This is a genomic window from Deinococcus apachensis DSM 19763, from assembly GCF_000381345.1.
Lineage (GTDB): Bacteria > Deinococcota > Deinococci > Deinococcales > Deinococcaceae > Deinococcus > Deinococcus apachensis.
In genome coordinates, this window is the sequence record NZ_KB906414.1 from 54,422 (window position 1) to 80,219 (window position 25,798).

29 protein-coding genes are annotated in these 25,798 nt (G+C 69.2%); 10 read left to right on the forward strand and 19 right to left on the reverse strand.

Annotated elements, in window-relative coordinates; all coding sequences use genetic code 11:
• Positions 1 to 21 precede the first annotated feature (21 nt).
• Both trpS and tdh read right to left on the reverse strand, forming a co-directional pair.
• Positions 22 to 1,062 carry a tryptophan--tRNA ligase gene (gene trpS, locus F784_RS0118180; RefSeq protein ID WP_019588161.1) on the reverse strand — a complete coding sequence of 347 codons (1,041 nt, stop codon included), beginning with the start codon at positions 1,060 to 1,062 and terminating at the stop codon, positions 22 to 24.
• 142 nt (positions 1,063 to 1,204) lie between these two features.
• Positions 1,205 to 2,242, reverse strand: a complete 1,038-nt coding sequence (tdh, locus tag F784_RS0118185) for an L-threonine 3-dehydrogenase (RefSeq protein WP_026332576.1) — start codon at positions 2,240 to 2,242, stop codon at positions 1,205 to 1,207.
• Between the two features lie 227 nt (positions 2,243 to 2,469).
• Here tdh and F784_RS26670 point away from each other — a divergent pair, with 227 nt between their 5' ends.
• The 3 genes from F784_RS26670 (at position 2,470) to F784_RS0118200 (ending at position 3,450) form a co-directional block, all read left to right on the forward strand.
• Entirely contained in the window at positions 2,470 to 2,616 is a 147-nt protein-coding gene (locus F784_RS26670; RefSeq protein WP_019588163.1) for a hypothetical protein, read from the forward strand.
• A 21-nt stretch (positions 2,617 to 2,637) separates the two neighbouring features.
• Positions 2,638 to 3,054: a hypothetical protein gene (locus tag F784_RS0118195; protein WP_019588164.1), complete on the forward strand. Its 417-nt coding sequence runs from the start codon at positions 2,638 to 2,640 to the stop codon at positions 3,052 to 3,054.
• Positions 3,055 to 3,153: 99 nt separating this feature from the next.
• The gene (locus tag F784_RS0118200; RefSeq protein WP_019588165.1) at positions 3,154 to 3,450 is read left to right on the forward strand and encodes a hypothetical protein; all 297 of its coding nucleotides are present in this window, start codon (positions 3,154 to 3,156) and stop codon (positions 3,448 to 3,450) included.
• Positions 3,451 to 3,471: 21 nt separating this feature from the next.
• Here F784_RS0118200 and mqnB read toward each other — a convergent pair whose 3' ends face one another.
• The 4 genes from mqnB to pdxH all read right to left on the reverse strand — a co-directional run bounded on the left by mqnB (position 3,472) and on the right by pdxH (position 7,306).
• A complete protein-coding gene (gene mqnB, locus F784_RS0118205; RefSeq protein ID WP_019588166.1) occupies positions 3,472 to 4,101 on the reverse strand; it encodes a futalosine hydrolase in 630 nt (209 codons plus the stop codon).
• A 93-nt stretch (positions 4,102 to 4,194) separates the two neighbouring features.
• Positions 4,195 to 5,799 carry an SPFH domain-containing protein gene (locus tag F784_RS0118210; RefSeq protein ID WP_019588167.1) on the reverse strand — a complete coding sequence of 535 codons (1,605 nt, stop codon included), beginning with the start codon at positions 5,797 to 5,799 and terminating at the stop codon, positions 4,195 to 4,197.
• A gap of 31 nt (positions 5,800 to 5,830) precedes the next feature.
• A complete protein-coding gene (locus F784_RS0118215) occupies positions 5,831 to 6,355 on the reverse strand; it encodes an NfeD family protein (RefSeq protein ID WP_019588168.1) in 525 nt (174 codons plus the stop codon).
• Between the two features lie 306 nt (positions 6,356 to 6,661).
• A complete protein-coding gene (gene pdxH / locus F784_RS0118225; RefSeq protein WP_019588169.1) occupies positions 6,662 to 7,306 on the reverse strand; it encodes a pyridoxamine 5'-phosphate oxidase in 645 nt (214 codons plus the stop codon).
• A gap of 140 nt (positions 7,307 to 7,446) precedes the next feature.
• On the opposite strand from pdxH, the gene F784_RS0118230 reads away from it, so the two are divergent.
• From F784_RS0118230 to F784_RS0118240, 3 genes are all read left to right on the forward strand, one after another.
• Positions 7,447 to 7,968 carry a DUF4388 domain-containing protein gene (locus tag F784_RS0118230; RefSeq protein ID WP_019588170.1) on the forward strand — a complete coding sequence of 174 codons (522 nt, stop codon included), beginning with the start codon at positions 7,447 to 7,449 and terminating at the stop codon, positions 7,966 to 7,968.
• Positions 7,969 to 8,332: 364 nt separating this feature from the next.
• Positions 8,333 to 8,857 (forward strand): NUDIX hydrolase, encoded by a 525-nt coding sequence (locus F784_RS27650; RefSeq protein ID WP_019588171.1) that lies wholly within the window; start codon positions 8,333 to 8,335, stop codon positions 8,855 to 8,857.
• Positions 8,850 to 11,615, forward strand: a complete 2,766-nt coding sequence (locus F784_RS0118240) for a valine--tRNA ligase (RefSeq protein WP_019588172.1) — start codon at positions 8,850 to 8,852, stop codon at positions 11,613 to 11,615. Before F784_RS27650 ends, F784_RS0118240 begins: the two co-directional genes overlap by 8 nt.
• Positions 11,616 to 11,696: 81 nt before the next feature.
• On the opposite strand, the gene F784_RS0118245 is transcribed toward F784_RS0118240, so the two are convergent.
• Positions 11,697 to 12,020: a hypothetical protein gene (locus tag F784_RS0118245; protein WP_019588173.1), complete on the reverse strand. Its 324-nt coding sequence runs from the start codon at positions 12,018 to 12,020 to the stop codon at positions 11,697 to 11,699.
• Positions 12,021 to 13,157: a serine hydrolase domain-containing protein gene (locus F784_RS23785; RefSeq protein WP_019588174.1), complete on the reverse strand. Its 1,137-nt coding sequence runs from the start codon at positions 13,155 to 13,157 to the stop codon at positions 12,021 to 12,023.
• 506 nt (positions 13,158 to 13,663) lie between these two features.
• Here F784_RS23785 and F784_RS0118260 point away from each other — a divergent pair.
• A complete protein-coding gene (locus tag F784_RS0118260) occupies positions 13,664 to 14,353 on the forward strand; it encodes a Nif3-like dinuclear metal center hexameric protein (protein ID WP_019588176.1) in 690 nt (229 codons plus the stop codon).
• Here the strand turns inward: F784_RS0118260 and F784_RS0118265 are convergent.
• The 7 genes from F784_RS0118265 to F784_RS0118295 all read right to left on the reverse strand — a co-directional run bounded on the left by F784_RS0118265 (position 14,340) and on the right by F784_RS0118295 (position 21,579).
• Positions 14,340 to 15,473 (reverse strand): cysteine desulfurase family protein, encoded by a 1,134-nt coding sequence (locus F784_RS0118265; RefSeq protein WP_019588177.1) that lies wholly within the window; start codon positions 15,471 to 15,473, stop codon positions 14,340 to 14,342. The two genes, F784_RS0118260 and F784_RS0118265, sit on opposite strands and share 14 nt — an antisense overlap.
• Before the next feature lie 71 nt (positions 15,474 to 15,544).
• Positions 15,545 to 17,245 (reverse strand): PASTA domain-containing protein, encoded by a 1,701-nt coding sequence (locus tag F784_RS0118270; protein WP_019588178.1) that lies wholly within the window; start codon positions 17,243 to 17,245, stop codon positions 15,545 to 15,547.
• 341 nt (positions 17,246 to 17,586) lie between these two features.
• On the reverse strand, positions 17,587 to 17,883 hold the full coding sequence (locus F784_RS0118275; RefSeq protein ID WP_019588179.1) for an AzlD domain-containing protein: 297 nt from the start codon (positions 17,881 to 17,883) through the stop codon (positions 17,587 to 17,589).
• On the reverse strand, positions 17,880 to 18,596 hold the full coding sequence (locus F784_RS0118280; RefSeq protein WP_019588180.1) for an AzlC family ABC transporter permease: 717 nt from the start codon (positions 18,594 to 18,596) through the stop codon (positions 17,880 to 17,882). Before F784_RS0118280 ends, F784_RS0118275 begins: the two co-directional genes overlap by 4 nt.
• A gap of 151 nt (positions 18,597 to 18,747) precedes the next feature.
• Positions 18,748 to 19,647, reverse strand: a complete 900-nt coding sequence (locus tag F784_RS0118285; RefSeq protein ID WP_019588181.1) for a zinc-dependent alcohol dehydrogenase — start codon at positions 19,645 to 19,647, stop codon at positions 18,748 to 18,750.
• Positions 19,647 to 20,342, reverse strand: a complete 696-nt coding sequence (locus tag F784_RS0118290; RefSeq protein WP_019588182.1) for an amino acid ABC transporter permease — start codon at positions 20,340 to 20,342, stop codon at positions 19,647 to 19,649. The genes F784_RS0118285 and F784_RS0118290 overlap by 1 nt, the downstream gene beginning before the upstream one ends.
• 475 nt (positions 20,343 to 20,817) lie before the next feature.
• Complete coding sequence (locus tag F784_RS0118295; RefSeq protein ID WP_019588183.1) at positions 20,818 to 21,579, reverse strand: ABC transporter substrate-binding protein; 762 nt, start codon at positions 21,577 to 21,579, stop codon at positions 20,818 to 20,820.
• 38 nt (positions 21,580 to 21,617) lie between these two features.
• Here F784_RS0118295 and F784_RS0118300 point away from each other — a divergent pair, with 38 nt between their 5' ends.
• Positions 21,618 to 22,076 (forward strand): TlpA family protein disulfide reductase, encoded by a 459-nt coding sequence (locus tag F784_RS0118300; RefSeq protein WP_019588184.1) that lies wholly within the window; start codon positions 21,618 to 21,620, stop codon positions 22,074 to 22,076.
• Here F784_RS0118300 and F784_RS0118305 read toward each other — a convergent pair.
• Positions 22,073 to 22,411 carry a hypothetical protein gene (locus tag F784_RS0118305; protein WP_019588185.1) on the reverse strand — a complete coding sequence of 113 codons (339 nt, stop codon included), beginning with the start codon at positions 22,409 to 22,411 and terminating at the stop codon, positions 22,073 to 22,075. The two genes, F784_RS0118300 and F784_RS0118305, sit on opposite strands and share 4 nt — an antisense overlap.
• 3 nt (positions 22,412 to 22,414) lie before the next feature.
• Positions 22,415 to 22,738, reverse strand: a complete 324-nt coding sequence (locus tag F784_RS0118310; protein WP_019588186.1) for a PadR family transcriptional regulator — start codon at positions 22,736 to 22,738, stop codon at positions 22,415 to 22,417.
• 223 nt (positions 22,739 to 22,961) lie between these two features.
• On the opposite strand from F784_RS0118310, the gene F784_RS0118315 reads away from it, so the two are divergent.
• Both F784_RS0118315 and F784_RS0118320 read left to right on the forward strand, forming a co-directional pair.
• Positions 22,962 to 23,957: an ADP-ribosylglycohydrolase family protein gene (locus F784_RS0118315; RefSeq protein ID WP_019588187.1), complete on the forward strand. Its 996-nt coding sequence runs from the start codon at positions 22,962 to 22,964 to the stop codon at positions 23,955 to 23,957.
• Complete coding sequence (locus tag F784_RS0118320) at positions 23,944 to 24,507, forward strand: nucleotidyltransferase family protein (protein ID WP_019588188.1); 564 nt, start codon at positions 23,944 to 23,946, stop codon at positions 24,505 to 24,507. Before F784_RS0118315 ends, F784_RS0118320 begins: the two co-directional genes overlap by 14 nt.
• 396 nt (positions 24,508 to 24,903) lie before the next feature.
• Here F784_RS0118320 and F784_RS0118325 read toward each other — a convergent pair whose 3' ends face one another.
• Both F784_RS0118325 and F784_RS0118330 read right to left on the reverse strand, forming a co-directional pair.
• Positions 24,904 to 25,287, reverse strand: coding sequence for a hypothetical protein (locus tag F784_RS0118325; RefSeq protein WP_157465356.1), 384 nt, complete (start codon positions 25,285 to 25,287; stop codon positions 24,904 to 24,906).
• Between the two features lie 5 nt (positions 25,288 to 25,292).
• Positions 25,293 to 25,793 (reverse strand): hypothetical protein, encoded by a 501-nt coding sequence (locus tag F784_RS0118330; protein ID WP_019588190.1) that lies wholly within the window; start codon positions 25,791 to 25,793, stop codon positions 25,293 to 25,295.
• Between the last annotated feature and the right edge of the window lie 5 nt (positions 25,794 to 25,798).

The window sequence follows — 25,798 nt, forward strand, 5'->3', positions numbered from 1 at the left end:
ACTCAAGAAACGTGGGTGCATCTAGGCTGTGGCGGGTGGGGTGGGGGAAAGCCCGGGCGCCTGGGTGAAGTAGTCCAGGTGCATCGCCTGCCGCACCGCCCGCATGGTTGCGGCCGCTACCTCCCGGCCCCGCCCAGTGCCCTCCCGGACCATGGCTTCTACGGCTCCCCGGTTCCGCGCGAACTCGGCCCGGCGAGCACGGATGGGCGCGAGGGTCGCCTCCAGCACCTCCAGCAGGTGCCGCTTGACCTTCACGTCACCCAGGCCGCCCCGTTGATAATGCTCCTTCAACGCCTGTACCCGCTCCCTGTCCGGGTCGAAGGCGTCGAGATAGGCGAAAACGGGATTCCCCTCCACCGTGCCGGGGTCCTCCACCCGCAGGTGGTTCGGGTCGGTGTACATGCCGCGCACCTTGCGGGCCACCTCATCGGCGCTGTCGGAGAGAAAGATCGCGTTGCCGAGCGACTTGCTCATCTTGGCACGGCCATCCAGTCCGGGCAGGCGCGCGGTCTCCCCCACTAACGCCTGCGGCTCGACGAGTACCGGGGCATAGAGGTAATTGAAGCGGCGCACGATCTCGCGCGTCTGCTCGATCATCGGGAGTTGATCGTCTCCCACAGGGACGAGGTTGGCCCCGAACGCGGTGATGTCGGCCGCCTGCGACACGGGATACACGAAGAATCCGGCAGGAACGGCCTCCCCGTACCCCTTCTGCGCGATCTCGGTCTTGACGGTCGGGTTCTGCCGCAGGTGCGACACGGTGACGAGGTTGAGGTAGAAGACGGTCAGCTCGGCGATCTCGGGCACCTGGGACTGAATGACGAAGGTCGCCACCCGTGGGTCCAGGCCGACGGCGAGGTAATCCAGCGCCACCTCCAGCACGTTGTCGCGCACCTTCTGGGGATGCTCGAAATTGTCGGTCAACGCCTGTACGTCCGCGAGCAGAACATAGGTTTCGTACTCGTGCTGCAAGGCGACCCGGTTTCGCAACGAACCGACGTAGTGTCCGATGTGGAGGGGGCCGGTGGGGCGGTCGCCCGTCAGGATGCGCGGCTTGGTCATGATGTCCTCCGAAAGGGAAAAAAGAAAAGGCGCCCAGATCACTCCGGGCGCGGCCTGCGGGCAGGAACGAGGCAATGACCCGGTCAACTTCCGGGCCACCACCACACGTTCTGCACGCTCATGGGGGTCAGCATAGCAACTTCTACGCCCCCGCCTCCCAGTCCAGGATCACCTTGCCGCTCTGCCCGCTCAGCATCGCGTCAAAGCCCCTCTGGAAGTCATCAATGGGGAAGCGGTGTGTCAGGACGGGCGTGAGGTCCAGGCCCGACTGGATCAGGGCCGTCATCTTGTACCACGTCTCGAACATCTCGCGGCCGTAGATGCCCTTGATCGTCAGCATCTTGAAAATCACGTCGTTCCAGTCGATGTCCACGTGCCCGGAGGGGATACCCAGCATCGCCACCTTGCCGCCGTGGTTCATCGTGCGGACCATCTGGGCCAGCGCCGCGCCGCTTCCGCTCATCTCCAGGCCCACGTCGAAGCCCTCGGTCATGCCGAGTTCGGCCTGCGCGACGGCCCAGAGGTCCTCGTGGGCGACGTTGACGGCCCGGGTCGCCCCCATCCTGCGCGCGAGGTCGAGTCGGTAGTCGTTCACGTCGGTCACCACGACATTCCGTGCGCCCACATGCCGGGCGACAGCGGCGGCCATCACACCAATCGGCCCAGCTCCGGTAATCAGCACGTCCTCGCCCACCAGGTCGTAGGTCAGCGCCGTGTGGACCGCGTTGCCGAAGGGGTCGAAGATGGAGGCGATCTCGTCGGGGATGTCGGCGGGAAGCTTGAAGGCGTTGAAGGCGGGCAGGACGAGGTATTCGGCAAAGCTTCCGGGGCGGTTCACCCCCACGCCCAGCGTGTTGCGGCAGAGGTGGCGGCGCCCGGCGCGGCAGTTGCGGCAGTGCCCGCAGGTGACGTGGCCCTCGCCGCTCACCCGGTCGCCGATCTCGAAGCCGCGCACCTCTGAGCCCATCCCGGCGACCACGCCGACGTACTCGTGACCGACGACCATGGGGACCGGAATCGTCTTCTGCGCCCACTCGTCCCACTTGTAGATGTGGACATCCGTGCCGCAGATGGAGCTGTTCCTGATGCGGATCAGCAGGTCGTTCGGGCCAGGTGTGGGCACCTGGGTTTCGATCATCCACAGCCCCGCGCGGGCTTCCTGCTTGCTGAGGGCCTTCATGGTGGTGGGAGTGGCGGTCGGGGCAAGGGGCGAGGGGGCGGTCATGGCAGGTCCTTTCGGGGAGGGGGCTCCTCCCGGTCTCGTCGTAGGCGGGGCCGCGATCAGGCGGCGCACTCGGTATCCAGCTCAACATAACGCGGAGTTGGGCCGCCCACCATGCTGACCCTCACGCCAAGGCCCAAGCGAGCCTCAAGGTGAGGAGGAGCCCGGCCGGGTAGGCTGGACGCATGATCCGCTACCGCAGGCAGAACGCCCTGACCCCCGAAAAGGACGCCGAGATTAGCGTGAACCTGACGCCGCTGCTGTTTTTCGTGGTGGGGTACCTGGCGACGCGGGCGCTGCTGGGTACGCTGACGCGAGGGCAGAACGAGTAGTCCCTGCGTTACCCTGTCCGCATGACTGCTCCCAGCGCCCCCCCGCAGTTCAAGAGTGCCGCCAGCGGCCGCACCGTCGTCCCAGGCTGGATGAACCTGGTGCCCGGCCAAGCCGACGCCGTCGAGGTGCAGCTCGACCTGGACGCCGCCGACCTGGGCCGCGAACACGCCTGCCTGCTTGTCGAGTACTGGCCGGACGGGAAGGACCTGACCCTGCAAAGCATCCTGCCCGTGCGCGCCTTTTCCGCCACGCCGGAGGGCTGGTGCCTGTTCGTCCCCTCGCAGGGCCGGGTGCTGGTGCGCGCCATCGACCCGCAGCCCAACCCGCCCGTGCTGGCGAGCCACTGGCTGAATATAGAGCCGGGAACGCCGGTCGGCACGAGCGTGACGGTCAGCGTCAAGTTCCCCGAGCCGGTGGCGGACACGCCGAACAGTTAAGGCAGGGGGCCGCCGTTCATGACCCGACGCTGAAGATCAGGACAGCGTCGGCACACGCTCCGGCTTCCGACAAGGCACATGCTGCGCGGGAGAGGAGGCATGATGCCCTACCGCCTGACCATAGAGTTGCAGTCCGGTGCCGCCGCCGAACACTTCGAGCGTGATTTCGACAACTTGCTGGACGCCAAGCGTTACGCCCACAACCAGGTGCGCGGCGACATCTTCTGGACGGTGCGGGAGGACCACCTGGACGGCCTCGCCCCCGAGTATGCCTTCCGCATTGAGGCGGTCGGGGAGGACGCGGGGAGGCCCCTCGACCTTGACGACGACACGGACACCAATACCCAGAGCGACTCGCTCTTCACCCCCCAGGGACCCGTGGACGATTCGCGTTGACGGGAACCCAAACCCAGTCCCTCACCCGATGCCCAGCAGCCCCTCCAGCCCGCGCCGCGTCGCCATGAGCGCCTCCGGGATGCGCCAGCTCGCGCGGTCGCGGGGGCCGACGGGGTTGCTCACCCCGCGCACCTCCAGGACCGGAACGCCCGCGAGCAGGGCCGCGTGAGCGACCCCCGCCCCCTCCATCCCCTCGGTCAGGACGCTGGGAAAACGCCGGATGAGGGCGAGGGCCCCCTCCACCGTCCCCGTGACGGTATTCAGGGTGAGGGCCGGGCCGCACGCCGCCCCCACGCGCTCAGCGAGGGCCCGCGCCCCCTCCCAGGCGGGGAACAGTCCGGCATGGGGAGCATCCGGCAGGACGGAGAGCCCCAACGCCGCGAGGTCGAGGAAGTGTTCGCCGTCCCGCGCGCCCAGGTCGGCCTGCACGATCACGCTCGACACGGCGAGGTCGCCCGGAATCAGGCCGCTGCCCGGATAGGCCCCGCCGATGCCCGCGTTCACGGCAAGGTCGAAGGGTTCCCGCGCCAGGGCGCGTGCGGTGGCGAGGGCCGCCGCGACCGGCCCGACGCCACTCACCACCACCCGGGCGGGCAGGTCCGCGAGCCGGGCCGCCTCCCCGGCGGTGGCGACGACGATCAGCACCCTCATCTGGACACCCTCATGGGGTCAACGTAGCGCGGATGGGCGCGGGAAAGAGGAGGCGGACGCCCGGCTATGCGAGCGTCCGCCCGGCAGGCGGATTCAGGCGTCCGTCTTCGTTCCGACCACCTGCGGCGGCTGCACCGCGCTCGCCCCGTTCCCCCTGGGCTGGCCCCGGTTCTGAAGCAGGCTGAGCAGGTTCACGCCCGTCGCGTTCTCGACCTGCTCGACCATGCCGATGATGTTGGCGGGGAGGGTCTGCACGGCGCTCTTCGTCGCCTGGCCGTTGCCCGAGTCGATCACCGTCAGCTTGTCGATCTGCATGCCCTGCACGCTCTTGGCGAACTGCTCGACGATGTCGGGGAGCATGTTCAGGACGTAGGCGCGCTCGCCCTCGGCCCCGGCATTGCGGAAGGCCTCGACCATCAGGCTGACCGCCTGCGCCTTGGCGCGGCCCTCCTCGATGATGGGGGCAGCGGCGGCCTGCGCGGCGAGGAGTTCGGCCTCGCGGCGGGCACGGGCGGGGGCCACCACGTCGGCCTCCAGGCGCTTCTGGTTGAGGGTCACGCGCTCCTGCTCCAGTTGCTGCTCGGCGACCACGCGGGCCTGCTCGGCGGTGACTTTGGCCTCGTTCTCGCGGGCGGCGGAGACCGCCTCCAGTTCGGCCCGGCGGACGCGCAGCTCGTTCTCGCGCTCCAGGATCGCCTGCTGGGACGAGGTCTGGGCGATGGTCGCGCGCTGCCTCGCCTGGGCTTCCACCTCGGACGCCTCGGCGTTCTGCTGCGCCTCAATGATTCGCGCCTGACGCTGGGCCTCGGCGCGGCGCTGGCGCAGGGCGGCCTCCAGCGCGGCCTGCTCCTGCTCGAAGTTCTGGGTGGCGCGAACCTTGGCGAGTTCGGACTGCACGGCCGCCTCGTTCTGACGCGAGAGCTGGATGGCGTTCAACTCAGTGCGGCGGACCTCCAGCTTGTTCTGCTCCTCCAGGATCGCCTGCTGGCTGATCGCCTGGGCAACCTGGCTGCGTTGCAGGGCCTGGGCCTCGGCCTGGGTCGCCTCCGCGTTACGCTCGGCCTCCGCAATGCGGGCCTCCTTCAGCACCTCGGCGGCCTTGCGGCGGCCAATGGCGTTCAAGTAGCCGCCCACGTCGGACACGTTCTGAATCTTGAGCGTGTCGAGTTTGATGCCGAGGTTGTTCGTGTCGTGCTCGGCCTCCTCAATCAGGGCCTCGGCGAAGCGCAGGCGATCCTCGTTGATCTCCTCGGGCGTCAGGGTCGCCACCACGCCGCGCAGGTTGCCCTCCAGCGTGTCGCGGACGATCGCCGTGAGCTGTTCGCGCGGCACCTCCAGAAAACGCTCAATGGCGTTCGAGAGCTGCGGCTCCTGCGCGTTGATCTTCACGTTGGCGACGGCGTGAATCTTGAGGGGAATGCCGCCCTTCGAGTAGGCGTTCTCGATGCTGAGGTCGAGCGGAATGGTCGTGAGGTCCATCCACGACACCTTTTCCAGCACCGGAATGCGGAAGGCCCGCCCGCCCCGGATGACCCGGTAACCCACCACGTCGCCCTCCTCGGTGTGGCGGCTGCGGCCCGAGATCACGAGCACCCGGTTGGGCGGCACCACGATCAGGAAGTTCTGAATGAGGATGAAGAGGAGGATGATCCCCAGCAGGATCAGCCCGGCGGTGATCAGCGTTCCGGTGAGTACCACGATGTTCTCCTTCTTTCCTGCGGGCCGGGCCTCACGCCACGCGCCCGTCCCAGGCTTTCACGTCCAGCACGCCGCCCTGCGTCCCGATGACGATGACTGGGTCCCCGGCGTGCAGGGGGTCGTCGCTGCGGGCCAGCACATGTTCGATCTGCCCGGCGACCGTCAGCGCGACCTTGCCCGGACGGCCTGGCGCGGGGGGCACGAGCACTTTCCCGGTCCGGCCCGCCATTCGCCCCGCCGCCGCGCTCACCTCGCCGCGGGTGCGCGCCACCCGGAAGGCGAGCGAGGTCAAGGCCCCCACCGCCAGCCCGGTCACGAGCGCCACGGTCAAGCGACCCGGTCCCGATAATCCCGCCAGTCCGCCCACCACCCCCGCCAGCCCGAAAAAGGCCGCGAAGCTGACCAGCGAGCGCAACGAGAACCACGAGGCGAGGTCGTGCAGGTCTGGCCCGTGCCCCACCCCATCACCTGCGTTCAGATCGCCGTGGTGCCCGCCGAGCAGCGACGCGGCGAGCAGGCCACCGCCCACGAGCAGGCACAGCAGATAGATGTCCATGCCCAGATTGTCCTCCTTGCCCCACGGTACGCGAGCAGGGGCGGGGAGGTTGCCGCAAGGAAGGTGTACACCCACCGGAAGCGGGTGATGCCACGCTATTTCTCCCTCTCCCCGCGTGGGGGACTCGCAAAGTTGCGAAGCAGAGGGTTGGGGTGATGGGGCGTGTGACCAGCGGCAGCGCCTACAAGATGGCTTGCCTCGTCTACTGACCGCGCCGCAGGGCGTGCCCGCTCACCCCCTCCCAGCCTCCCCCTCAAGGGGGAGGGGCAAAAACCCGTTCAGCGCGGGCTGTCTCCTTTCTCTCCCCTACGGCATCAGCCGTTCGATCCGCCACCCCTCCCCCTCCCGTGCATAGCGGAAACGGTCGTGCATGCGGTTGCGGCGGCCCTGCCAGAATTCCCACTCCCCCACGCGCACCCGGTAGCCGCCCCAGTAGTCAGGCTTGGGGACGGGCGTGCCCTCCGGGTAGCGGGCCTGGAGTTCGGCGAAGCGGGCTTCGAGCACTCCCCGGTTCTCGATGGGCGCGCTCTGCGGGTCGCTGGCGTGCGCGGCGAGCTGGCTCTGGTAGGGCCGGGCGTGGAAGTAGGCGGCGCTCTCCTCGTCAGAAACGCGCTCGACCTCGCCCGAGGCGCGCACCTGGCGCTCGTGGTCGGCCCAGTGAAAGAGCATCTCGGCCCGCGGGTTCCCGGCCAGGTCGCGGCCCTTGTGAGAGTCGTAGTTGGTGTAGAAGGTCAGGCCGCGCTCGTCCGCCCCGCGCAGCAGCACCGTCCGCACGCTGGGACGCCCCGAGGCGTCCGCCGTGGCGAGGCTCAGGGCGTAGGGCTCGCGCAGGCCGTCCCGGATGGCCTCGTCCAGCCAGCCCTGGAATTGGGCCAGGGGGTCGGGGTTCAGGTCGGTGCGGCGCAGTTCGGCGCGGGTATAGGAGAGGCGCAGGGAGGTGAGGTCGGTCATGGGGGTCTCCGGGGGGCAAAAGGGCTTGGAACAGGCAGCGTCAGTATGCCGGAGGGACAGCGTCCGGGCGGCCCAGCGTTCCACCCCCCCTTTCCCCACTCTTTCTTAACCCCTGACGTGCCCTTTAAACTGCTCCCCATATGGTGCGCGGTGACCTGGCAGTCTTCCCCTTCATGCCCGTCATGCAGATGCTGCTCTCCAGCGGGCGGGCCGGGCGGTTCAGCGTGGCCCACCCGCGCGGCGGCGAGCTGTGGCTGGAGCCGGGGGAGGTCGTCCACGCGCGGGCCGGGGCGCTGACGGGGGACGCGGCCCTGCAAGTGCTGAGCAGCCTGGACGGCGGGCAGTTCACCTTCGCCCCCGACGTGGTGCCCACCGAGCGAACTCTCGCCCTGCGCCGTGACGCTGCCCTGCGCCGCCTGATCGAGGAAACGGACGCCTGGGGGGCGCTGCTGCGCGTGTTTCCCGACTGGAACAGGCCCCTGCGCTTCACCCCGCGCTGGACGGACGCACAACCCGTCACCCGGGGACAGTACGTAGCGCTGAGCCTGATCCCCGAGGGCCTGCCGCTCAAGACCCTGTTAGAGCGCACCGGCCAGCCCCCCCGCACGACGCTGGAGACGCTGCGCCCCTTCGTGACGGCGGGGTTGGTCGAGGTGGGGTGAAGCGCCCTCCCCTGCCCTGAGCCACCTGACCCATGCATTCCCGGCCCGGCCCACGTATACTGACGGGGCAGTGACCGGGAGGAGTACCCGGAGGTTGCGCCCACAGGAAGGCCCCGCCGCGACTGAGAGCGGAGCCGGGAGGGCAGCCGGGGAAAGTCGCCCGCGAGCGCGAGGGCAGAAGTCGCCCCACACGGGCGGTGCGTAGAGCCCTCCGGGAGCGCCCGTCAACGCGCAGTAGAGCGCCGCGCCCGCATACGGGCCGGAACGGCGGTGGTACCACGGGACCCAGCAGGAATGCCTCGTCTCGTCCGCACTCGGAGCGTAGACTCCGGCGGGCGAGGCGTTTTCGTTTCCCGGAGGTTCCATGATCCAACCCCTGCCCCCCTTGACTGGCGTTCCTCTGTTCCTGACCGACGCCCGCGCACTCGCCCTACGTCGCGGGTTGCGTGAGCGTGTCCTCGGCTATGTCACGCGTGGAACGGATGAGCTGCTGGTCTTTGAACACGCTCCTGAATACCCCGACGCGGGCGTGCAGGTTCCGGCAGGTGGTCTGGAACCCGGCGAGACGCCCGAGCAAGCCGCTCTACGCGAAACGTGGGAGGAGACCGGCCTGAGCCTGACTGCCCCTGTTTACCTGGCCTCATGGCACTGGCAGCGGGGGGAGCGGGAAGAGGTGTGGCACTATTTCCACCTGTCAGCCCCGCTCTCCGCACCAGACGCCTGGGCTCATCAGGTTAGCCATGGGGAGGACGACGCCGGGTTGACCTTCCTCTGCCACTTCGCCTCACTGAACACGACCGGCCTTGTTCCCGGTTCTGGTTACGACTCAGTCCTTCCCATCCTGACCCAGCGTCTCTCCCCCGCCTCATCGGAGCCCTCCCATGACTGACACGACCTCCCCGGACCTTCCCGCCGAGGCGAACACCCTCGCCAAAGCCTTCGACCCGGCCGCCATCGAGCCCGCGTGGGCGGCCCGCTGGCGTAATGAGCCCTTCCGTGCGGACGCGAGCAGCGGCAGGGAGCCCTTTACCATCGTGATTCCGCCGCCCAATGTGACGGGCAACCTGCACCTGGGGCACGCGCTCGACAACACGCTGATCGACACGCTGATCCGGTTCAAGCGGATGCAGGGCTATGAGGCGCTGTACCTGCCGGGCATGGACCACGCGGGCATCAGCACGCAGGTGGTGGTGGAGCGGCAGCTCAGGAACGAAGGCCTGAGCCGCTTCGACCTGGGACGCGAGGCCTTTGTGAACCGCGTGTGGGAGTGGAAGGCTGATTCGGGCGGCATGATTCTGGACCAGCTCACCCGCCTGGGCGTGAGCGTGGACTGGACGCGCGAGCGCTTCACGATGGACGAGGAGCTCAGCAAGGCCGTGCGCGCCCAGTTTGTGCGGCTGTACCACGAGGGTCTGGCCTACCGCGGCGAGCGCATCGTGAACTGGGACCCGGCCTCGCAGACCACCCTTTCGGAGCTGGAGATCGACCGCGAGGTGCGGAAGGGGAAGATGTCCACCCTGAGCTACAGGCTGGAGGACGCCTCTCTCCCCGCCAGCAACGGCGAGCCCGGTGAAATCCGCATCGCCACCGTGCGCCCGGAGACGATCTTCGCGGATCAGGCTATCGCCGTGCATCCCGAGGACGAGCGCTTCACTCACCTGATCGGCCAGCGCGCACGTATCCCCCTCACCGACCGCTTCATTCCCATCATCGCGGACGAGGCGGTGGAGCGGGAATTCGGCGTGGGGGCGCTGAAGATCACGCCCGCCCACGACCCGACGGACTTCGAGATCGGGGAGCGGCATGGCCTGGCGCGGCCCAGCGTGATTGACCTGGATGGCAACCTTACCTCTGACCTCGTGCCGGAACAGTTCCGGGGAATGGAGCGCTTCGCGGCGCGCAAGGCGGTGGTGGCGGCGCTGGCCGAGTCCGGCGACCTGATCGAGGAGAAGGACCACGACACTGCCATCGGCCTGAGTGAGCGGACGAAGGTGCCGGTGGAGCCCATCGTGTCCACCCAGTGGTTCGTGAACATGAAGCCGATGGCCGAGCGGGTGCTCACCGGGCTGGACGCGGGCGAAATTCGGCTGACACCCGAGCGGTACACCAAGGTCAACCGCGACTGGCTGGAGAACATCCGCGACTGGAACATCTCACGCCAGCTCTGGTGGGGTCATCAAATCCCCGCCTGGTACGACGACGAGGGCAACGTGTACGTGCCCGACCCCGGGAACCCTGACCTCGACTGCGACCAGGACCCGCGCTACGCGCACCTCAACCTGCGGCGCGACCCGGACGTGTTCGATACGTGGTTCTCCTCCAACCTCTGGCCCTTTTCCACCCTGGGCTGGCCCGACACCGACTGCGAGGACTACCGCAAGTTCTATCCGACGCAGGTGCTCGTGACCGGGTACGACATCCTGTTCTTCTGGGTGGCGCGCATGGAGATGGCGGGGTATCACTTCACGGGGCAGGCGCCCTTCTCCACGGTGATGCTGCACGGCCTGTACCTGGACGCCAAGGGGCAGAAGATGTCCAAGAGCAAGGGGAACGGCATCGACCCGCTGGAACTCTTCGGCACCTACGGGGTGGACGCCTGCCGCTTCGCCTTCGCCAGCCTCTCGACGGGCGGGCAGGACATCCGGCACGACCCCAGGAGATTCGAGCAGGGGCGTAACTTCGCCAACAAGCTGTGGAATGCGGCCCGCTTCGCCCTGCTGCGGCTGTCGGAGGGGGTGCCGAACCTCACCGGGGACGACGCGCTGACCCACTACGTGCGCGCCGCCGTGGACCGGCAGGAGGGCGAGACGCTGCGAAGCCGCGACGTCCTGGCCCAGCTTCGCGCCCGTCCCGACCTTACCCTGGCTGATCGCTGGATTATCAGCCGCCTGGACGCGGTGACGGCCGAGGCGACCGCCCAGCTTGACGCCTACGACATCGGCGCCGCCATCCGCACCCTGTACTCGTTCACCTGGGACGAGTTCTGCGACTGGTACATCGAGGCCGCCAAACCCGCGCTCGCGGAGGGGCGACCGGGCACGCTGGGGACCCTCAAGGCTGTGCTGGAGCATATTCTGAAGCTGCTGCACCCCTTCATGCCCTTCATCACGTCGGAGTTGTACGGGGCGCTGGGGCACCGCCGCCAGCTCGCCCTGCACTCCTGGCCGCAACCCGACCCCGCGCTCCACGATGCCGAGGCCACCCGCGCCTTTGATGCGCTGCGTGCCGCCGTGAGTGCCGCCCGCAGCCTGAAGAACGAACTGGGCCTTTCTCCGCAGGACCGTCTGAACGTGGCGCTGGAGGGGGACCTCGCCCCCCTCGTGCATGAGAACGCCCAGGTGGTGGAGGGCATCGCCCGCGTGGCGCTGGCGCCTTCGCTGACGGGCCGCACCCTCAGCGCCGTGGAGGCAGGCGTGACCGTGCGCGCCCCGCTTGAAGGCACTGTGGACGTGCAGGACTGGCTCGCCAAGCAGAAAAAGCGCCTCGCCGAGTTCGACAAGCAGATCAAGCAGGCGCAGGGCAAGCTGAACAACCAGGGCTTCGTGGCCCGCGCCCCCGCCGAGGTGATCGAAGAGGAGCGCCGCCGGGTGCAGGATTTCGGCGCGCAGAAGGAGCGGCTGGAGCAGGTGCTGGCGCAGTTCGCTTAGGCGGACGCCCCGCCACCCGCCAGCGCCAGTCCCCGTGCCCCAAGTGGGTGACGGGGACTCGTCTCCTCCGGGCCAGGCCGCTCAGGGCTGCCGGGTGGAAAGCGCCCGCCCCCACACCACCATCCAGACCTTGGCCAGTCCACCCGCCACCCCCAGGGCCAGGCTGAGCAACAGCCATCCCGTCAGGTCGGGCAACGAGCGCAGCAGCTCGGCCAAGGGCAGCCGCACCAGGAACGGCACGACGAGCAGGACCACAGGCAGGAGCAGAAGATCGGAGGTGATCTCTCCCCAGACGCTCCTCCTGGGTCGGTTCCGGACCCGCGCGGGCCAGGTGGGCAAGTCCAGCAGGGCCCGCACCTGGCCGAGGAGGCTCAGGACCACACCCACCGTGATGGCCCAGTACACTCACTGGAACAGCCGGGAGGGGCCCGGCAGGGGAACGCCCACCAACGACGCGGCGATATCGTCCGCCATGCGGTGGCTGGTGGGGACCAGGGGCAGCACGCTGGAGACGTTCGTCAGGACGGCCACACCCCAGCCTGTTTCCCGAAGCAGGACCATCTTCCCGCGGAAATGGGGCAGGATTCCGCCGTGGTGGATCGCCGGGACCCCGCGAACAGGCCCCTCCCGCCAACCCATCGCGTAGCGAAAGTTCTCGCCCGGTGCGGCCACGGTGCCCCGGTGCATCTGCGCGACTCCCGCGGCCGAGAGCACCCGGCGCTCCGCGTAGCGCCCGCCGCTGAGCTGCGCGATCAGGTAGTGGCCCAGGTCCCCCGCACTGCTGATGATGGCCGCCGTGGGGAGCCGGTCGGCCTCGTAGGGCAGCAGGACGGGTGCGGGAAAGCCCAACCAGTAGCGGTGGCCGCTCGACATTCCCGAGCGCCACGCCGCATCCTGGGAGGTGAAGCTGCGGTTCATGTTCAGTGGGGTGAAGACGTTCCGCCGCAGGAAGTCGCCGTAGGTCTGCCCGCTGACCCGCTCGACAATCGCCCCGAGAATGAGGTAGTTGGGGCTGGCGTACTCGTACCGGGTGCCCGGGGGATGGCTCAGGTGGACCCGCGACAACGCCCGCACCTGATCCTCCAGGGTGGCCGGTTCCCCCGCCCGGGGTGCCCGGGTGGGGATGCCCGTGGTGTGGGCGAGGGCCTGCGCGACGGTGATCGCTTCCGAGGCCTCCGGGTCCGCCACCCGGAACCAGGGCAGGTACCGCCGCACCGGGGCCTTCAAATCCACCCGGCCCTGCTCGACGAGTTGCATCACGGCGAGGGCCGTGAAGGACTTGCTCATGGAGCCCAGCAGGAACGAGGTCTGCGGCGTGACCGCCCCGCCGCGACCATCCTGCCCGAACCCACGCAGATGCACCACACGCTCGGGGTTCACGATGACCAGGGCCGCACCCGGGACCCGGTCGGCCCGCATGGTGGCCTCGACATGGGCGTCGATGGCGGCGAGGTCCGGCCCCGAGCTTACCCCCCTGGGCACCGCGTGGGCGGCCCAGGCCAGCAGGGCGGTGAGTAAGACGGCGAACGCGGCTTCCGACATCCTGAGCCTCACAGCAGCTTCTCCTCTCCGTGCGGACCTGTCGCGGCCTCCTGGGGGACAAGATGGGCGGGGGTGCTCCAGGTATTGTCAGCAATACGGCCATTGGGCAGTTTCGTTCCCGGGTGCTGCGCCCCAGGCTCAGGGTGGGGCACCATATCCTCTGCCCATGCCCCTCACCCTCCACTCCTTGTCGGCCTGCCCTGTTTTAGCAGGACCCTGCCCGAGTGGCGGCTGGAACAGGAGCGCCAGGCGCTGCGCCTGACCCTCGGGGTAAACGTGGTTTTGGACTTCGGCGTCTGGTCGCGCTCGCAACGGGAGAACGACCACGCCCGGGTTGAGGCGCTGGACGCTCCACGCGAGGAGTTGTGGCGGCGGCTGGAAGCCCGCAACCGTGACCCCCCCGAACACCTTTCCCGTCATCCCGGCGGAGCTGGACGAGTGGCCGCGCCGGTACGAGCCGCCCAACGAGGAGGAATGGCGGCGCCCCGGCTAGGGCATCCTGGAGCATGACCCCGCCCACCCTCACCGACCTCGCCGACTGGCTCCGCGCCTCGTTGGGTGAGCCGGAACCGCTGCGTCGCCCCGGTCCCCCCGAGGTGCGGCGGCTGGCGCTGGCCCTGGAGCCTGCCGACCTCCCCGCCGAGCCGGAGGCGGACGCCCTGTTTCTTCACCGCTCCCGGCGGTTGGGGAACGCCTGGCCGGGCCTCGGCATCCTGGGCGTCCACGACGGCTTTGACTCTCACCTCACCACCGGACCGAATCGGCGCCTGGCCCGTGCCCTGGGCTGGGCTGACGTGCGGGAGGTGGTCTGGGAGGGCCGCATAGTGGGGCTAATAGCGACGCCTCCGCAGCGGACGTGGGCCGAGTTGCGCGCCGCCCTGCACGCCGAACTGGGGGGCGAGGACACCTCCTGGCCGCCGGACCCGGCGAGCTCCCTACGCCTCGCCCTGATGAACGCGATGAATTCGGCCCTGATCGGGCACGTCGTCAACCTCGGCGTCCGGGTCTACCTCACCGGGCAGCTTCGGCCCTCGGCGGTGGCGGCGACTAAGGAGCGGGGGGTGGGCGTGATCGCGTTGGGGCATCGTCGCACCGAGCTGTGGGGGCTGTGCCAGCTTGCCCGGGAATTGCGCGCGGCCTTCCCCGACCTTCAGACCCAGGTTTACCCCACGGCGGAAGCGGTCACGCCCGGCTGAACTCTGCCGCCTGCACGAGCGCATCCGCCGCCGCGTCCACCTCGGCCCCAGTCGTCGCCGCACCGAAGCTGAACCGCAGCGTGGCGCGGGCATCCTCCTCGCTCAGGCCGAGGGCCGTCAGGACGTGGCTGGGCTGCATCGTCCCGGCGGCGCATGCACTCCCCGCACTCGCAGAGACGCCCAGCAGGTCGAGATTCATCAGCAGCGCCTCGCCGTCCGCGCCGGGCAGGGTGACGGAGGCGACCTTGGGGCTGCCGTCCGGGGGGTGGTTCACACGGAGGTTCGGAATGGACGCCACTCGGGCGAGGAACTGCTCCCGCATTCGGGTCAGGTGCGCGAAGGTAGCCTCCCGCGCTTCCTCCGCGTGGGTGAGGGCCACGCCCGCCGCGTACACGCCCGCCGTGTTCTGCGTGCCGGGGCGCAGGCCGCCCTCCTGACCGCCCCCCAATGTGACGGGGGGCAGCACGGCGCCGCGTTTCACGTACAGAAAGCCCACCCCGCGCGGCCCACCCCACTTGTGGGCACTGAAGGTGGCGAAGGTGACGTCCCAGCCCATCAGGTCGAGCGGCAGCACACCGGGCGCCTGCACCGCGTCGGCGTGGTAGGGAATGTCCCGTGCGGCGGCGACGGCGGCGAGCGCGGCGGTGTCCTGCACCGTACCGATCTCGTTGTTCGCGTGGTGGACGGAGACGAGGGTGGTGTCGTCCCGCAAAGCGTCCGCGAGCTGTTCGGGCGAATAGCGGCCGTGCGCGTCCGGCTTCAGGAACGTCACGGCCCAGCCCTGGCCTGCCAGCCAGCGGGCGGGGGCCAGGACGGCGGAATGCTCCGTCTGCGTGGTCACGAGGTGGCCGGGCCGCCTCTGCGCCTCCGTCCAGGCGCGGGCCACGCCCAGCAGAACGTGGTTGTCTCCCTCTGTGCCGCCGCCGTTGGCGATCAGGGTGCGGGCGTCCACCCCCAGGGCGGCGGCGACGCGGGCGCGGCCCTCCTCCAGACGTTCGCGGGCGACCTGCCCCGCTGCGTGGACGGAGGCGGGATTACCGGGCAATGCGGCGGCCCGCGCGTAGGCGGCCAGCGCCTCGGGCGTCATGGGATGGGTGGCGGCGTAGTCGAGGTAGATCATGGGGGTGGGGTTTGGGGCAGGAGCTGCCCCGCGAGCCGTTTCCAGGCTCAGCCGGAAGACGAAGCCTGCCGCTACGGCGTGACGGTCGCGTACTCGTTACCGTCCCGGCGAATGATGAAGGTGGCGTCGCCGCGGACGGGCACGGGACCCTCGGCCACCGAACCCGCGAACTGGCTGCCGTCGGTCGGGCCGTACACCTCCCGCTCGCCGTCGGCGTCCCGAATGACGATGGTGTAGGTGCCCGCTGGGAGGTCCCTCGGGAATTCGTAGCGGAAGTTCACCGTCCGCGTGGTCGCGTCGGAGGTTGTGCCGGAGTCCGCGGGGGTCGCGGGGATCTGCTCGGGCGTGAGCGGGGCCGTCGTCCCGTCGGGCGTAGCCTCGGGGGCCTCGGGGGGGGCGACCTCTGTCCCCTCCGCGCCCGTCTGGCCGGTGTCGCCCTGGCCAGTCCCCTCGGTGCCGGATGTTCCCGTCCCCCCCTGCTCGGTGGTGGGCGTGACGGGCGGCGGCAGGGGCAGGCTGCCCGCAGGCTGGCTGGGCGGGCTGTAACGGGCGACGGCGACCGTCAGCGTGACGGGGCTGCCTACGGGCACCCGCACGTAGGGCGCGGGCGTCTGCTCGAGCACGGTGTTCTCGGGGGCGTCGCTGGGCTGCTGGATCACGCGGGTGACCACCAGGCCCGCGATGCGGGCGTGCTCGCGGGCCGCCTGGTAGGTCAGTCCCTCCAGGTTGGTCAGCCAGGTCTCCTTGCCGCGCACCCCCGTGGACACCACAAGCTGCACGGGTTGCCCGCGCTGGAGATCTGCCCCCGCGTCGGGCACCTGCGCGATCACGCGGCCCTCCGGCGTCTTGGTCAGGGTGCCATCCACTCGGATCACTCCACCCAGGGTCAATGAATTGTCACGCAAGGAGGCGCGGGCCTGCTCCACCGTGAGTTCCTCTAGCCGGGGCACGGTCACCGAGGGCGGGTTGTTGACCGTCAGGGTCACCTGGCGCCCCACTGGAAGGTTCGTCCCCGCCGGGGGGTCCTGTCGGATCACCGCCCCGATGGGCAGGTTGGCCGCGTCACCCTTAGCGTAGCTCACCTTGAATCCGGCGGCGGTGAGGGCACGGGCGGCTTCCGGCGCGGGCTTACCAGTCACCGCCGCGATCTCGCGGACCGGGGGGTTCAGGTAAATCTGCGCAGCCTGAGCCCCCAGATACCCCGCGCCGCCCAGCAGCAGCAGTCCCGGCACGAAGGTCAGCCAGGCTCCCGGCTGCCGCTTGCGGCGCACCCGGCTCCCGTTCAGCGGGGCGAGGGCGGCGGCGTTGAGCCGGGCGACCTCCTCGGGGGAGCGGCCCTCGGGTGCGGGGCGCAGGTAGGCCACCCGCACCTCCTTGCCGTCCACGAGTACGTCGGCATCGGGGAGGGCGTAGCCGTGTTCGGCCAGCCGGGCGGCGAGGTTCCGCACCGCCTGCACCGTCTCCTCCTGCTTCGTCCCGGGCTGGGCGGCGAACTCGGCGAGCGGCGTGCCCGTCACGGGTTGCCACACCGCGTAGTAGGCGCCGGGGCGCGCGACCACGTCGGTCAGGCCCGCTGGGGCAATCGCGCGCAGGGCCGCGCGGTAGGCGTGGAAGCCCTGCCGCGCGGCGGGCGAGGTCACATCGAACCACGCCACCTGGCGCGTCACGCCCTCGCCCGCGCGAACCTCGCTGAGAGTCACGTGCCCCTCGCGCGCGAGTTCCCGCACGACCTGATACTTCCCGTCAATTACCGCTGCCGCCTGCCCCGTCATGCGTGGCCCAGCATAGCGCGGCGAAGTGAGGAGAGGGGGCGGTCGAGCTTGGAGGAGGCCGGGTGAGCCTGACATGTCGCATTGACGGAGTCGGAGTCGGGGTCGCCCGGCAGCGCCGCGGATAGACGAGCCAGGCTACCTTGCAAGCGCTGACCTGGGTCTCACGCTCCCGTTATCACGGGGCGCGGAATGACATGCGGAAGTCTGTTAACGCAGGGAAAACAGTGTGGGACAACAAAAAGCCCCCCGAGGAGGGGGGTTGGGACTCGCAGAGCTGCTTATCGCACTTTTCATACAGAGCGGGACGAGTGCAGCATCCAGCCCCACATGGAGAACGACCTTTACCCCCCAGCCACCCTCACCGCCCAGTACACCGCGAAGCCTCCCAGAATTCCCAGGGCGAGGTTGCGGGTACGCCACATGAGCAGCGCGCCGACCAGGGCGGCGGGAAGGCGGCGGGGCCACTCGGGGCTGCCCAAGACGTCGGGCACGATCAGGGCGGCGAAGACGCTGACAGGCACGAAGCGCAGGAAAGCCAGCCAGAAGGGCGGCAATTTCAGGCGGCCGAGGCTGAGGCCGAGCAGGCGCGCCGGGTACGTGACCAGCCACATCAGCACGATGACGAGGGGGACGCTCATGCCTTCCTCCCCCGCCCCCGCGTGACGAGAAACGCGCCCAGCAACGCCCCGCCCACCCCGGCGAGCAGCACGACCAATCCACCGGGCAGAACGCGGGAGAGCCCCCACGCCCCCAGGCCCGAGGCGAGGGCGACCACGATGGCCTGCCGGTCCACCAGCAACGGCACCAGCAAACCCAGGAAGGCGAGTGGGAAGATCACGCCCACACCCAATGCGGCGGGATCGGGCAGCACCCCACCCGCCAGCGCCCCGGCGAGGGTGGCCGCGTTCCACACTGCGTACAGGCTGAGTTCGGCGCCCAGCAGGAAGGCGAAGCTCAGCCCACCCGGCTCGCCCGGCCCGCGCACGACCGCCACGCCATACGCCTCGTCGGTGAGGAACTGGGCGGCGACCACCCGTTGGGTACGAGTCAGAGGCACCTGCCGCGCCAGGCTCAGTCCGTACAGCACGTGCCGGACATTGAGAAGAAAGGTGGTAGCGACGATGCCCAGGGCCGAGGCTCCCCCGGCAAACAGTCCCGCCGCCGCGAACTGCGAGGCGCCCGCGAAGACCGTCAGGCTCATGAGCTGAGTTTCTCCGACCCCCAATCCCGCCGCCCTCGCCGTGACTGCGTAGGCGACCGCAAAGGGAATCACGCCCAGCCACAGCGGCATCAGGACCCGGAAACCGCGCCAGAACGCGGGCCAGAAGGCGGGAGGGGAAGCTGTCACCATGCCCGCGAGCTTAGCGGGCCGGGAGGTCAACTGTCTCGAAAGGTTCTGCTGCTCCGGGGGCCTGGCCACATCTCTCGTACAGCAGGAAGCAGCAGATTCCGACTCCGGATGAGGGTGAGGGGCTCACCCACGTCCAGCGACACCCGGACCCTCACACCGCTCCCGTCCAGTCGGCGACAAGCGAAACGGGGCGCGGCAGGGCGGACAACCGCCCGAGGGTGCCGGGCAGCTCGTCCGGCTTGACCGTGACCGCGAACAGCCGTTCCAGCAGTGGGTCGGTATGGTCCCACAGCCAGCAGGCATAGGCGGCATAATCCCCCCCGTCGCTGGAGGCCGTGACACTCAGCTCGCGCGTGTGGAAGGCGGGTGGCAGGCCCAGCGTGCCCCAGTTCCCATCGGACAGCACACAGGTCCGTCCACCGGGGCGCAGGTGTTCCAGCAATTCTGTGAAACCTGCTGGGGATGCGCTGCACTCGAAGCCCACATCGAAGGTGTCGTGGGGCAGGCTGCCGGGGGGCAGCGCCACCGCCCCGAACGCCTGGGCCAGGGCGCGGCGCTCCGCATCCGGTTCCAGCACGGTCACGTCCCGCACGCCCCGCCGGGTCAGGTTGAACACCGTCAGGAGGCCCAGCAATCCCGCCCCGGCCACCAGCACCCGTTCCCCCAGCCGAGGTTCGACCTTGCGGATACCCTTGTGCGTCTCCTCGCCCAAGATGGCGGCCAGGGCGGCGCGGTCGGGGACGTGATCGGGAACGGGCAGCACCGTGGAAGCTGCGTGCAGTCCGCCGCTCGCGTGGCCCAGTGTGGTGACCGCCCGAGTACCGGGAGCCAGGGCCACCCCTTCCCCCACCACGCCGAGCGTCTGGTAGCCGAGAGGGCAGGGATAAACCACGCCGGACGCCCGGCCCTCCACCACGCTTAATTCGGAGCCGACACTCACGGCGCTCAGGCGGGTCCTTACCCACACCTCGCCGGAACCGGGTGGGGGCAAGACGACCTCCTCCCAGACGAACCTATGCGGGGCCGTGAGGATCAGGCGGCGGACCCGCATCAGATCACCCGCCGGTTGGGGAGAGTCTGCCCCCGTCCCAGGTGCCGCTCCAGAGCGCGCACGAGGCGAGTCAGGGTAAACGTGAGCACGAAATACAAGGCGGCGAGGACGGCGTACACCTCGAACTGGCGATAGGTGACGCCCGTAATGTACTTGCCCTGCGCGAAGAGTTCTTGCAAGGTGACGGCGCTGGCAAGGCTGCTCCCCAGGATCAGGCTGACGAACTCGTTCCCCAGCGCGGGCAGCGCGACCCGCCACGCCTGCGGCAGCACCACGAAGCGCAGCGCCTGCGTGCGGCTCAGGCCCAGGCTGCGCGCGGCCTCGACCTGTCCGGCCGGCACGCTCGTCAGGCCTCCGCGCACGATCTCGCTCGTGTACGCCGCCGAGTACAGCCCCAGGGCGAGCACCGCCGCCGGAAAATCGCTCAACGTGAGCCCCAGCGCGGGCAGCCCGTAGTACACGACGCTGAGCAGCACGATCAGCGGAATGCCTCGCACGACCTCCACGTAGGCGTTGCCGAACGTCCCAAGCGCGGGCACCTGGAAGACCCGCGCCACCCCCAGCGCCGTGCCCAGCACCACCGACACCCCCAGCGCGCACAGACTCACGGCGAGCGTCAGGCCCAGGCCGGAGAGCAGCAGCGCCGGATAGTCGCCCGCGAGGATGGTGCGGAAGCCGGTGATGAGGTCGGCCATGCCGGGTCAGTCTAGTGCGCGAAAAGAAAAAACCGCCCAGTGGGGGCGGCGGGCCAAAATAAGGAGATACTGGCGCGGGGTGCGAGAGGCTTAAACCCAATTCAGAGGGGCTATTCGTCACTCCGATGACCATGCTCCCAGAAGAACCGGAAGACACTCCAGACCAGCGAGGCGAGGCCGATGGGCTCCTTCCATGGGGCGACCCGCTTCCGTTGCTTCCCGGCTTCCTGCGCGGCTGGGGCCGTTTTCTGGTACGCCTATGTGGGTTCATAGTGGTACCGGGCCGGACACCTTCTCCCAGGGCGTCCGGCCACTGCCTTTCCCTGTGAGAGGTTCGGTCGTGGGCTGACGTGACGCCCCTGGCACTTCCCCGCGCTGTCATCTGCCCGCCCGTCACTGGGCGAATTCAAGTTACCCAGAACTGTTCCCGGCAGGAGACGATTTCGGCGCCTCGTATTAAAGGCGAGCCCGCCTCTTACTTCTGCACGATCCACTTGTTCAGAAGCTGCTGGTACTCCCCGCTCGCCCGCAGCCGCGCCAGCGTCCGGTTCGCCGCGGCGGCGAGGTCACTCCCTTTGGCAAACACCATGCCGTAATCCTCGGCGGTGAGATCCTGACCCGCCTTGGCGTACTGGCCCGGCAGCCGCTTTTGCAGGTCGGCGACGGTGGGCGCGTCCCCAATTAGGGCGGCGATGCGGCCCGCGCGCACGTCGGCCAGGCCCGCCGCGAAGTCGTCATAGACCTTGATCGTCGCGCCCTTGGGCTTGAGGAGGTCGCCCGCCGCGTACTGCCCGGTCGTGTTCGCCTGTACGCCGATGGTCTTGCCCTTCACGTCGCCGGGCCAGGTGAATTTGCCCGGGTTGCCCCCCCGCACGATGAACACCTGCGCGCTGCGGTAGTACGGGGCGCTGAAGGAGACCACCTTCGCCCGCTCGGGTGTGATCGTGATGCCGCTCATCGCCATGTCCACCCGGCCCGACGTGACCGCCTGGGGCATCAGGGCGCCGAAGCCCACCGAGCGGACCTCCAGCCGCACACCGAGGTCTTTTGCCAGCGCCCGGGCGATGTCAATGTCGAAACCCTGCACCTCCCCGCCCGGCCCCTTGAACTCGAAGGGCGCGAAGGTCGGGTCGGTGCCCAGCACCAGCACCCCCTTCTGCTTCACCTGCGCGACCGTCGTGGCGAGCGACGTGGAGGACAGGACCAGGGCCGACAGCACCAGCAGCGCACGCTTCATGGCCCCAGCATAGGCGAGCGTCGCCTAAACTCTTCCGCATGGACTGGCCCCCACCCGCCGACTTCGTGTATGGGGAAGTGCTGCCGCCGCCAACGGAGTGGGAGAAACCGGGGCTGGTGATGGTTTTCAACCTGGAGTGCCCGGCCTGCGTATCCCGCGGCATTCCCTTCCTAAAGCGTCTCCACACCGAGTTCGGCGGCCGGGTGGAGCTGATGGCCCTGCATACCAGCCGGGGCCACCGCCTCCTCGCGCGCGAGGACGTGGAGCCGACGCTGGTGCGGTTCGCCCGGGACTTCGCGCGCCTGCCCTTCCCCGTCGCCCTCGACCTCAGTGGCGACCTCGCCCGCGCGTGGGAGACGGAGGGCACGCCCCACTGGTTCGCCTTCGCGCCGGGCGGCGGGTTGCTGCGGAGCGTGTATGGCAGTCAGGAGAACGCGCAGACCCGCCTCCAGTACCTGCTGGAAGAACAGGTGGGTGGCGGGCCGGAAGAGGGTTAGTTGGCGTCGGACGTGCGCTGTGTGGGGAGAAAGATGCCCGATTTCAGGTTGCGAAGCGGGACGTTGGTCACGCGGACGAGGAGGGCTGGGATGCGCCCATTGATGGGGTTGGGGGTGAGTTGGGCGGGGGTGGAGACGAAACGGAGGTGAGCCTGGTTGTTGTAGAAGGTCGCTTCCTGAGGCAAGGCTCCGAGCGCGCAGAGATGGTCCACGCGGGTCAGCACGTGTTCTTCCAGCTCGTCCCACAGTTCCTGCTGGCGGGCTTTCGGCAATCCCCAGGTCGCGCGGCGCAGATAGGCGGTTAGCGCAGCGGGCGTGCCTGTCAGGGAGGTCACGGCTCAGCCCCCCGCCAGGCGCCACACGGCTCCGGTAAAGGCGCGGAATTCCTCGCGCTTGGCCCGCAGCACCTCGCGGCCCCGGTCGGTCAGGGCGTAATACTTGCGCGGCTTGCCGTTGCGCCCAACCTCGCCGAACTGGGGGGCGAGCTGGCCCTCCCCCTCCAGGCGGTGCAGCGCCGGGTAGAGGCTGCCCTCCTTGAAGTCGAAGTAGCCGTCCGTGCGCTCCCGCGCCTCCTGGATGATGGCGAAGCCGTACAGGGGCCGCGCCTCCAGGATCGAGAGCAGGATCAGGTCGAGGTTGCCGCGCAGCAGGTCGGAGTTCATAGTCCTCCTGGGTGGGCCGTCGGCCGCTCGGCGTCCCGTGCAGTTGCTGGCCCTACAAAGCCTTGACTGACTACATAGTCTGTCTAGGTAGTAGATCTCTCTTGTGCGTCCCCGTCTCGCCCGCTGATCTCCCACTGCCCGTACGGGTTCATGACGCGGCGCGGGTGGGTGCCCTCTCGCAGCGTGACCCCTGGGGCTTCCGCTGGCTGAGCGAGAATGAGGCGTGACCGACCCGCATCTGCACACTCTTTTCTCCCTCACGGCGGCGGACGCGCTCGGGGCCGCCACCGAGTTCAAGACGCCCGAGGCGATCCGCGCCCGCTACGGCAAGACTTTTGGGGACTACCAGCCCGGCAGTGTGTTCGGCTTCGCCCCTGGCGAGGCGACCGACGACAGCCAGATGACGGTAGCGACCCTGCTGGGCTACGGGCAGGGTGGGGAATTGGAGGGGGTACTGACGGCCCTGCGCGACTGGCTGGCGACTGGACCACCGGATGTGGGAGGACTAACTCGTGCCGCCCTGGGGTACGGGACCCTTGATGGCGGGGCGAGAGCCTGGGCCGGGAGTGGTTTCCAGAGTGCCGGAAACGGCGGGCTGATGCGAATCGCGGCGGTGTGGATCGCGGGGTTCAGGGGAGAAGTCCTGGCGCGGGAGTCTGCCACGATCACAGCCCTCACGCACGCCGACCCGCGCTGCGTGTACGCCAGCGTCTTTCTGACGGCTTTTCTGGAAGCCCTGCATGTAGGGCAGTCCTACCGGGAGGCGGCTGAGACGGCCCTGAGAAGGATGGACGGGCTGGACGCCCGCCGCACGCTGCTGGACGCCGGAGTCTTCGGGCTGACTACAAGGACGGCCCACGACGCTTTCCAGAAGCAGGACCGCGAGGCCCGCGCCCAGGTCCGCGCCCGCGTCCGCTCCGGGCTGGATGGGCGCCTCACCTCCCAGAACGGCTACGTGCTGGACACACTGGAGGCCGCCATCGCCCACGCCCGGGCCGACTCATGGCTCGCCTGTGTGGAACCCGCTGTGCTGGGGGGCGACGACAGCGACACTGTGGCCTGCGTGGTCGGGGCCATTGCCGGAGCGCGGGGGGTGGAGATTCCCGCCCATCTCCTTCCCCCGCTTCGCCTGGGGCACACCTGGCCCGGCTGGGAACGTGGCTGGGCCTGCACCGAACACTTCCCGGCCGTCTTGAAGGGAGCCCATGACCGAGGCTGAGTTCCTGTACACCGTCCGCCTCAACCTGGCGAACGCGGCGATCCTCGACCGCCTGCCCGAGTTGGAGGTCTCTCAGGCGCACCTCGTCGCCGGGGCACTCTTCCAGACCATATGGAACGTGCGGAGCGGACAGGCGCCAGACACTCGTATCCGCGACTACGACCTGTTCTACTGGGACGCCGACACGAGCTACGAGGCGGAGGACACGGTGATTCGCCGCGCCGCTGCCCTCTTCGCCGACCTGGGCGCCCGCATCGAGGTCCGCAACCAGGCCCGCGTCCACCTGTGGTTTCCGCAGAAATTCGGCCTGACCCGCCCACCCCTGCACAGTGCCCGCGAAGGCATCGACCAATTCCTCGTAGAATGCACCTGCGTCGGCGTGGACGAGCGTGGCACCGTCTACGCCCCCTACGGGCTGGCCGACCTCGCGGCGGGCCGCCTGCGTCCCAACCTCCAGAATCACACGCCCGACCTGTACGCGGCAAAAGTGGCCGACTACCGCCAACGCTGGCCGTGGCTGCGGGAAGTGGGGGACGGAGAGGGTGAGTAGCGCAGAGGGTACTTCCAGCTCTTTGCTCTGGACTTGTAGAGTTGCTTGCCAAAGGGGTTAGGACCAGGCTTTAGACGGCTGCCTGCGGCTGCCACCCCCCTCCCCACCTCCCCCTTGCGGGGGAGGAGTAAGAGCGCCAAAGCTCTCGCTGTTCAAAGCTGTCTCTTGTGGACGGCCAATCGCCACAAGTAGCTGGCTCTCGCACGGCCTTCACCCCGCCTTGCTCGCGCAGCGAGACGGTGGGCTGGTGAGTGAGGGAGCAGCAAGATCAAACATTGCGCGTGAAGAAGGACGGCCACGGGCGCGAAGGGTAGGGACCTTGCCTGGCGCAGCGCCGCTCCCCCTGCCCCCCTGGGGGTAGGAGCAAACCGCATCAAGATGCCCGGCCCCTCCCCCTCACGCAAACCGAACCCGATTAGCATGCGCCGCAATCTGCCCCGCCGTCCACAACACTTCCCGAACGTGTTCCAGAAGCAAATCCTCCATCACCCGCCCCTGCACCCGCACCGCCAGATGCTCCGGCTTCAGGGTCCGCACCGCCTGCACCTCCCACTCGGAAAGCCGCGTGAGCCCAGCATCGTCCGGCGGCGCAGGCGTCCCCGTTACCTGCGCGATCCTCGCCCACAGCGCCCGCTTGCTGCCGGTGAGCCCCGTCACGAGCCCCGCGATGCGCGGCGGGGGTTGCCCATCGACCAGCGACAGGGCCGCCCGGATGCTGTAGTGCGGCCCGTTCTGCGCGCCCTCCAGCAGCCGGGCGAGGTCCTGAGGCTGAAGGCTCACCGCGCTCACCGCACCAGCCGGAAGGTGTCACCCTCCCGGGTCAGGCGGCCCGCATCCAGCATCCGGCGCGTCACGGCCCGGGCCTGCTCCTCGGACAGGGGCGAGGAAGCGCTCAGGTCCCCCAGCGTGAACTGCCCGCCCTTTCGGTAGGCCAGCCGCAGAATCATGCGCTCCTGCACGTCGCCCCGCTCAGCACTACCCACCCGCGACCCGAACGCGCGCCACACCGCCCAGGCGACCAGCACGCCGATCAGGAGCGCGACCGGCACCATCCGCAGGGCGAAGTCGGGGTCGGCGATCCGGGCGCCTAATTCTGCGAGGTTCCGCCGCGCCGCTTCCACCGCCGCCGCGCTCGCCCCGCTTGCCGTGAGGTCACGCACATCGCCCCGCTCGCGCAGGTAGTGCATCACGCCCGCCGTATCCCCCCGCACGTAGAAGGCGCTGTAGGCGATCAGGGCGGCACTTAAACCCGCGATCAGGGTAACGGCGGCACGCGGCACGTTCATGCGGC

Bases quoted from the DNA above. Each gene is read 5' to 3' on its own strand.
- trpS (WP_019588161.1), bottom strand. From the start codon at position 1,062: ATGACCAAGCCGCGCATCCTGACGGGCGACCGCCCCACCGGCCCCCTC.
- tdh (WP_026332576.1), bottom strand. From the start codon at position 2,242: ATGAAGGCCCTCAGCAAGCAGGAAGCCCGCGCGGGGCTGTGGATGATC.
- F784_RS26670 (WP_019588163.1), top strand. From the start codon at position 2,470: ATGATCCGCTACCGCAGGCAGAACGCCCTGACCCCCGAAAAGGACGCC.
- F784_RS0118195 (WP_019588164.1), top strand. From the start codon at position 2,638: ATGACTGCTCCCAGCGCCCCCCCGCAGTTCAAGAGTGCCGCCAGCGGC.
- F784_RS0118200 (WP_019588165.1), top strand. From the start codon at position 3,154: ATGATGCCCTACCGCCTGACCATAGAGTTGCAGTCCGGTGCCGCCGCC.
- mqnB (WP_019588166.1), bottom strand. From the start codon at position 4,101: ATGAGGGTGCTGATCGTCGTCGCCACCGCCGGGGAGGCGGCCCGGCTC.
- F784_RS0118215 (WP_019588168.1), bottom strand. From the start codon at position 6,355: ATGGACATCTATCTGCTGTGCCTGCTCGTGGGCGGTGGCCTGCTCGCC.
- pdxH (WP_019588169.1), bottom strand. From the start codon at position 7,306: ATGACCGACCTCACCTCCCTGCGCCTCTCCTATACCCGCGCCGAACTG.
- F784_RS0118230 (WP_019588170.1), top strand. From the start codon at position 7,447: ATGGTGCGCGGTGACCTGGCAGTCTTCCCCTTCATGCCCGTCATGCAG.
- F784_RS27650 (WP_019588171.1), top strand. From the start codon at position 8,333: ATGATCCAACCCCTGCCCCCCTTGACTGGCGTTCCTCTGTTCCTGACC.
- F784_RS0118240 (WP_019588172.1), top strand. From the start codon at position 8,850: ATGACTGACACGACCTCCCCGGACCTTCCCGCCGAGGCGAACACCCTC.
- F784_RS23785 (WP_019588174.1), bottom strand. From the start codon at position 13,157: ATGTCGGAAGCCGCGTTCGCCGTCTTACTCACCGCCCTGCTGGCCTGG.
- F784_RS0118260 (WP_019588176.1), top strand. From the start codon at position 13,664: ATGACCCCGCCCACCCTCACCGACCTCGCCGACTGGCTCCGCGCCTCG.
- F784_RS0118265 (WP_019588177.1), bottom strand. From the start codon at position 15,473: ATGATCTACCTCGACTACGCCGCCACCCATCCCATGACGCCCGAGGCG.
- F784_RS0118270 (WP_019588178.1), bottom strand. From the start codon at position 17,245: ATGACGGGGCAGGCGGCAGCGGTAATTGACGGGAAGTATCAGGTCGTG.
- F784_RS0118275 (WP_019588179.1), bottom strand. From the start codon at position 17,883: ATGAGCGTCCCCCTCGTCATCGTGCTGATGTGGCTGGTCACGTACCCG.
- F784_RS0118280 (WP_019588180.1), bottom strand. From the start codon at position 18,596: ATGGTGACAGCTTCCCCTCCCGCCTTCTGGCCCGCGTTCTGGCGCGGT.
- F784_RS0118285 (WP_019588181.1), bottom strand. From the start codon at position 19,647: ATGCGGGTCCGCCGCCTGATCCTCACGGCCCCGCATAGGTTCGTCTGG.
- F784_RS0118290 (WP_019588182.1), bottom strand. From the start codon at position 20,342: ATGGCCGACCTCATCACCGGCTTCCGCACCATCCTCGCGGGCGACTAT.
- F784_RS0118295 (WP_019588183.1), bottom strand. From the start codon at position 21,579: ATGAAGCGTGCGCTGCTGGTGCTGTCGGCCCTGGTCCTGTCCTCCACG.
- F784_RS0118300 (WP_019588184.1), top strand. From the start codon at position 21,618: ATGGACTGGCCCCCACCCGCCGACTTCGTGTATGGGGAAGTGCTGCCG.
- F784_RS0118310 (WP_019588186.1), bottom strand. From the start codon at position 22,738: ATGAACTCCGACCTGCTGCGCGGCAACCTCGACCTGATCCTGCTCTCG.
- F784_RS0118320 (WP_019588188.1), top strand. From the start codon at position 23,944: ATGACCGAGGCTGAGTTCCTGTACACCGTCCGCCTCAACCTGGCGAAC.
- F784_RS0118330 (WP_019588190.1), bottom strand. From the start codon at position 25,793: ATGAACGTGCCGCGTGCCGCCGTTACCCTGATCGCGGGTTTAAGTGCC.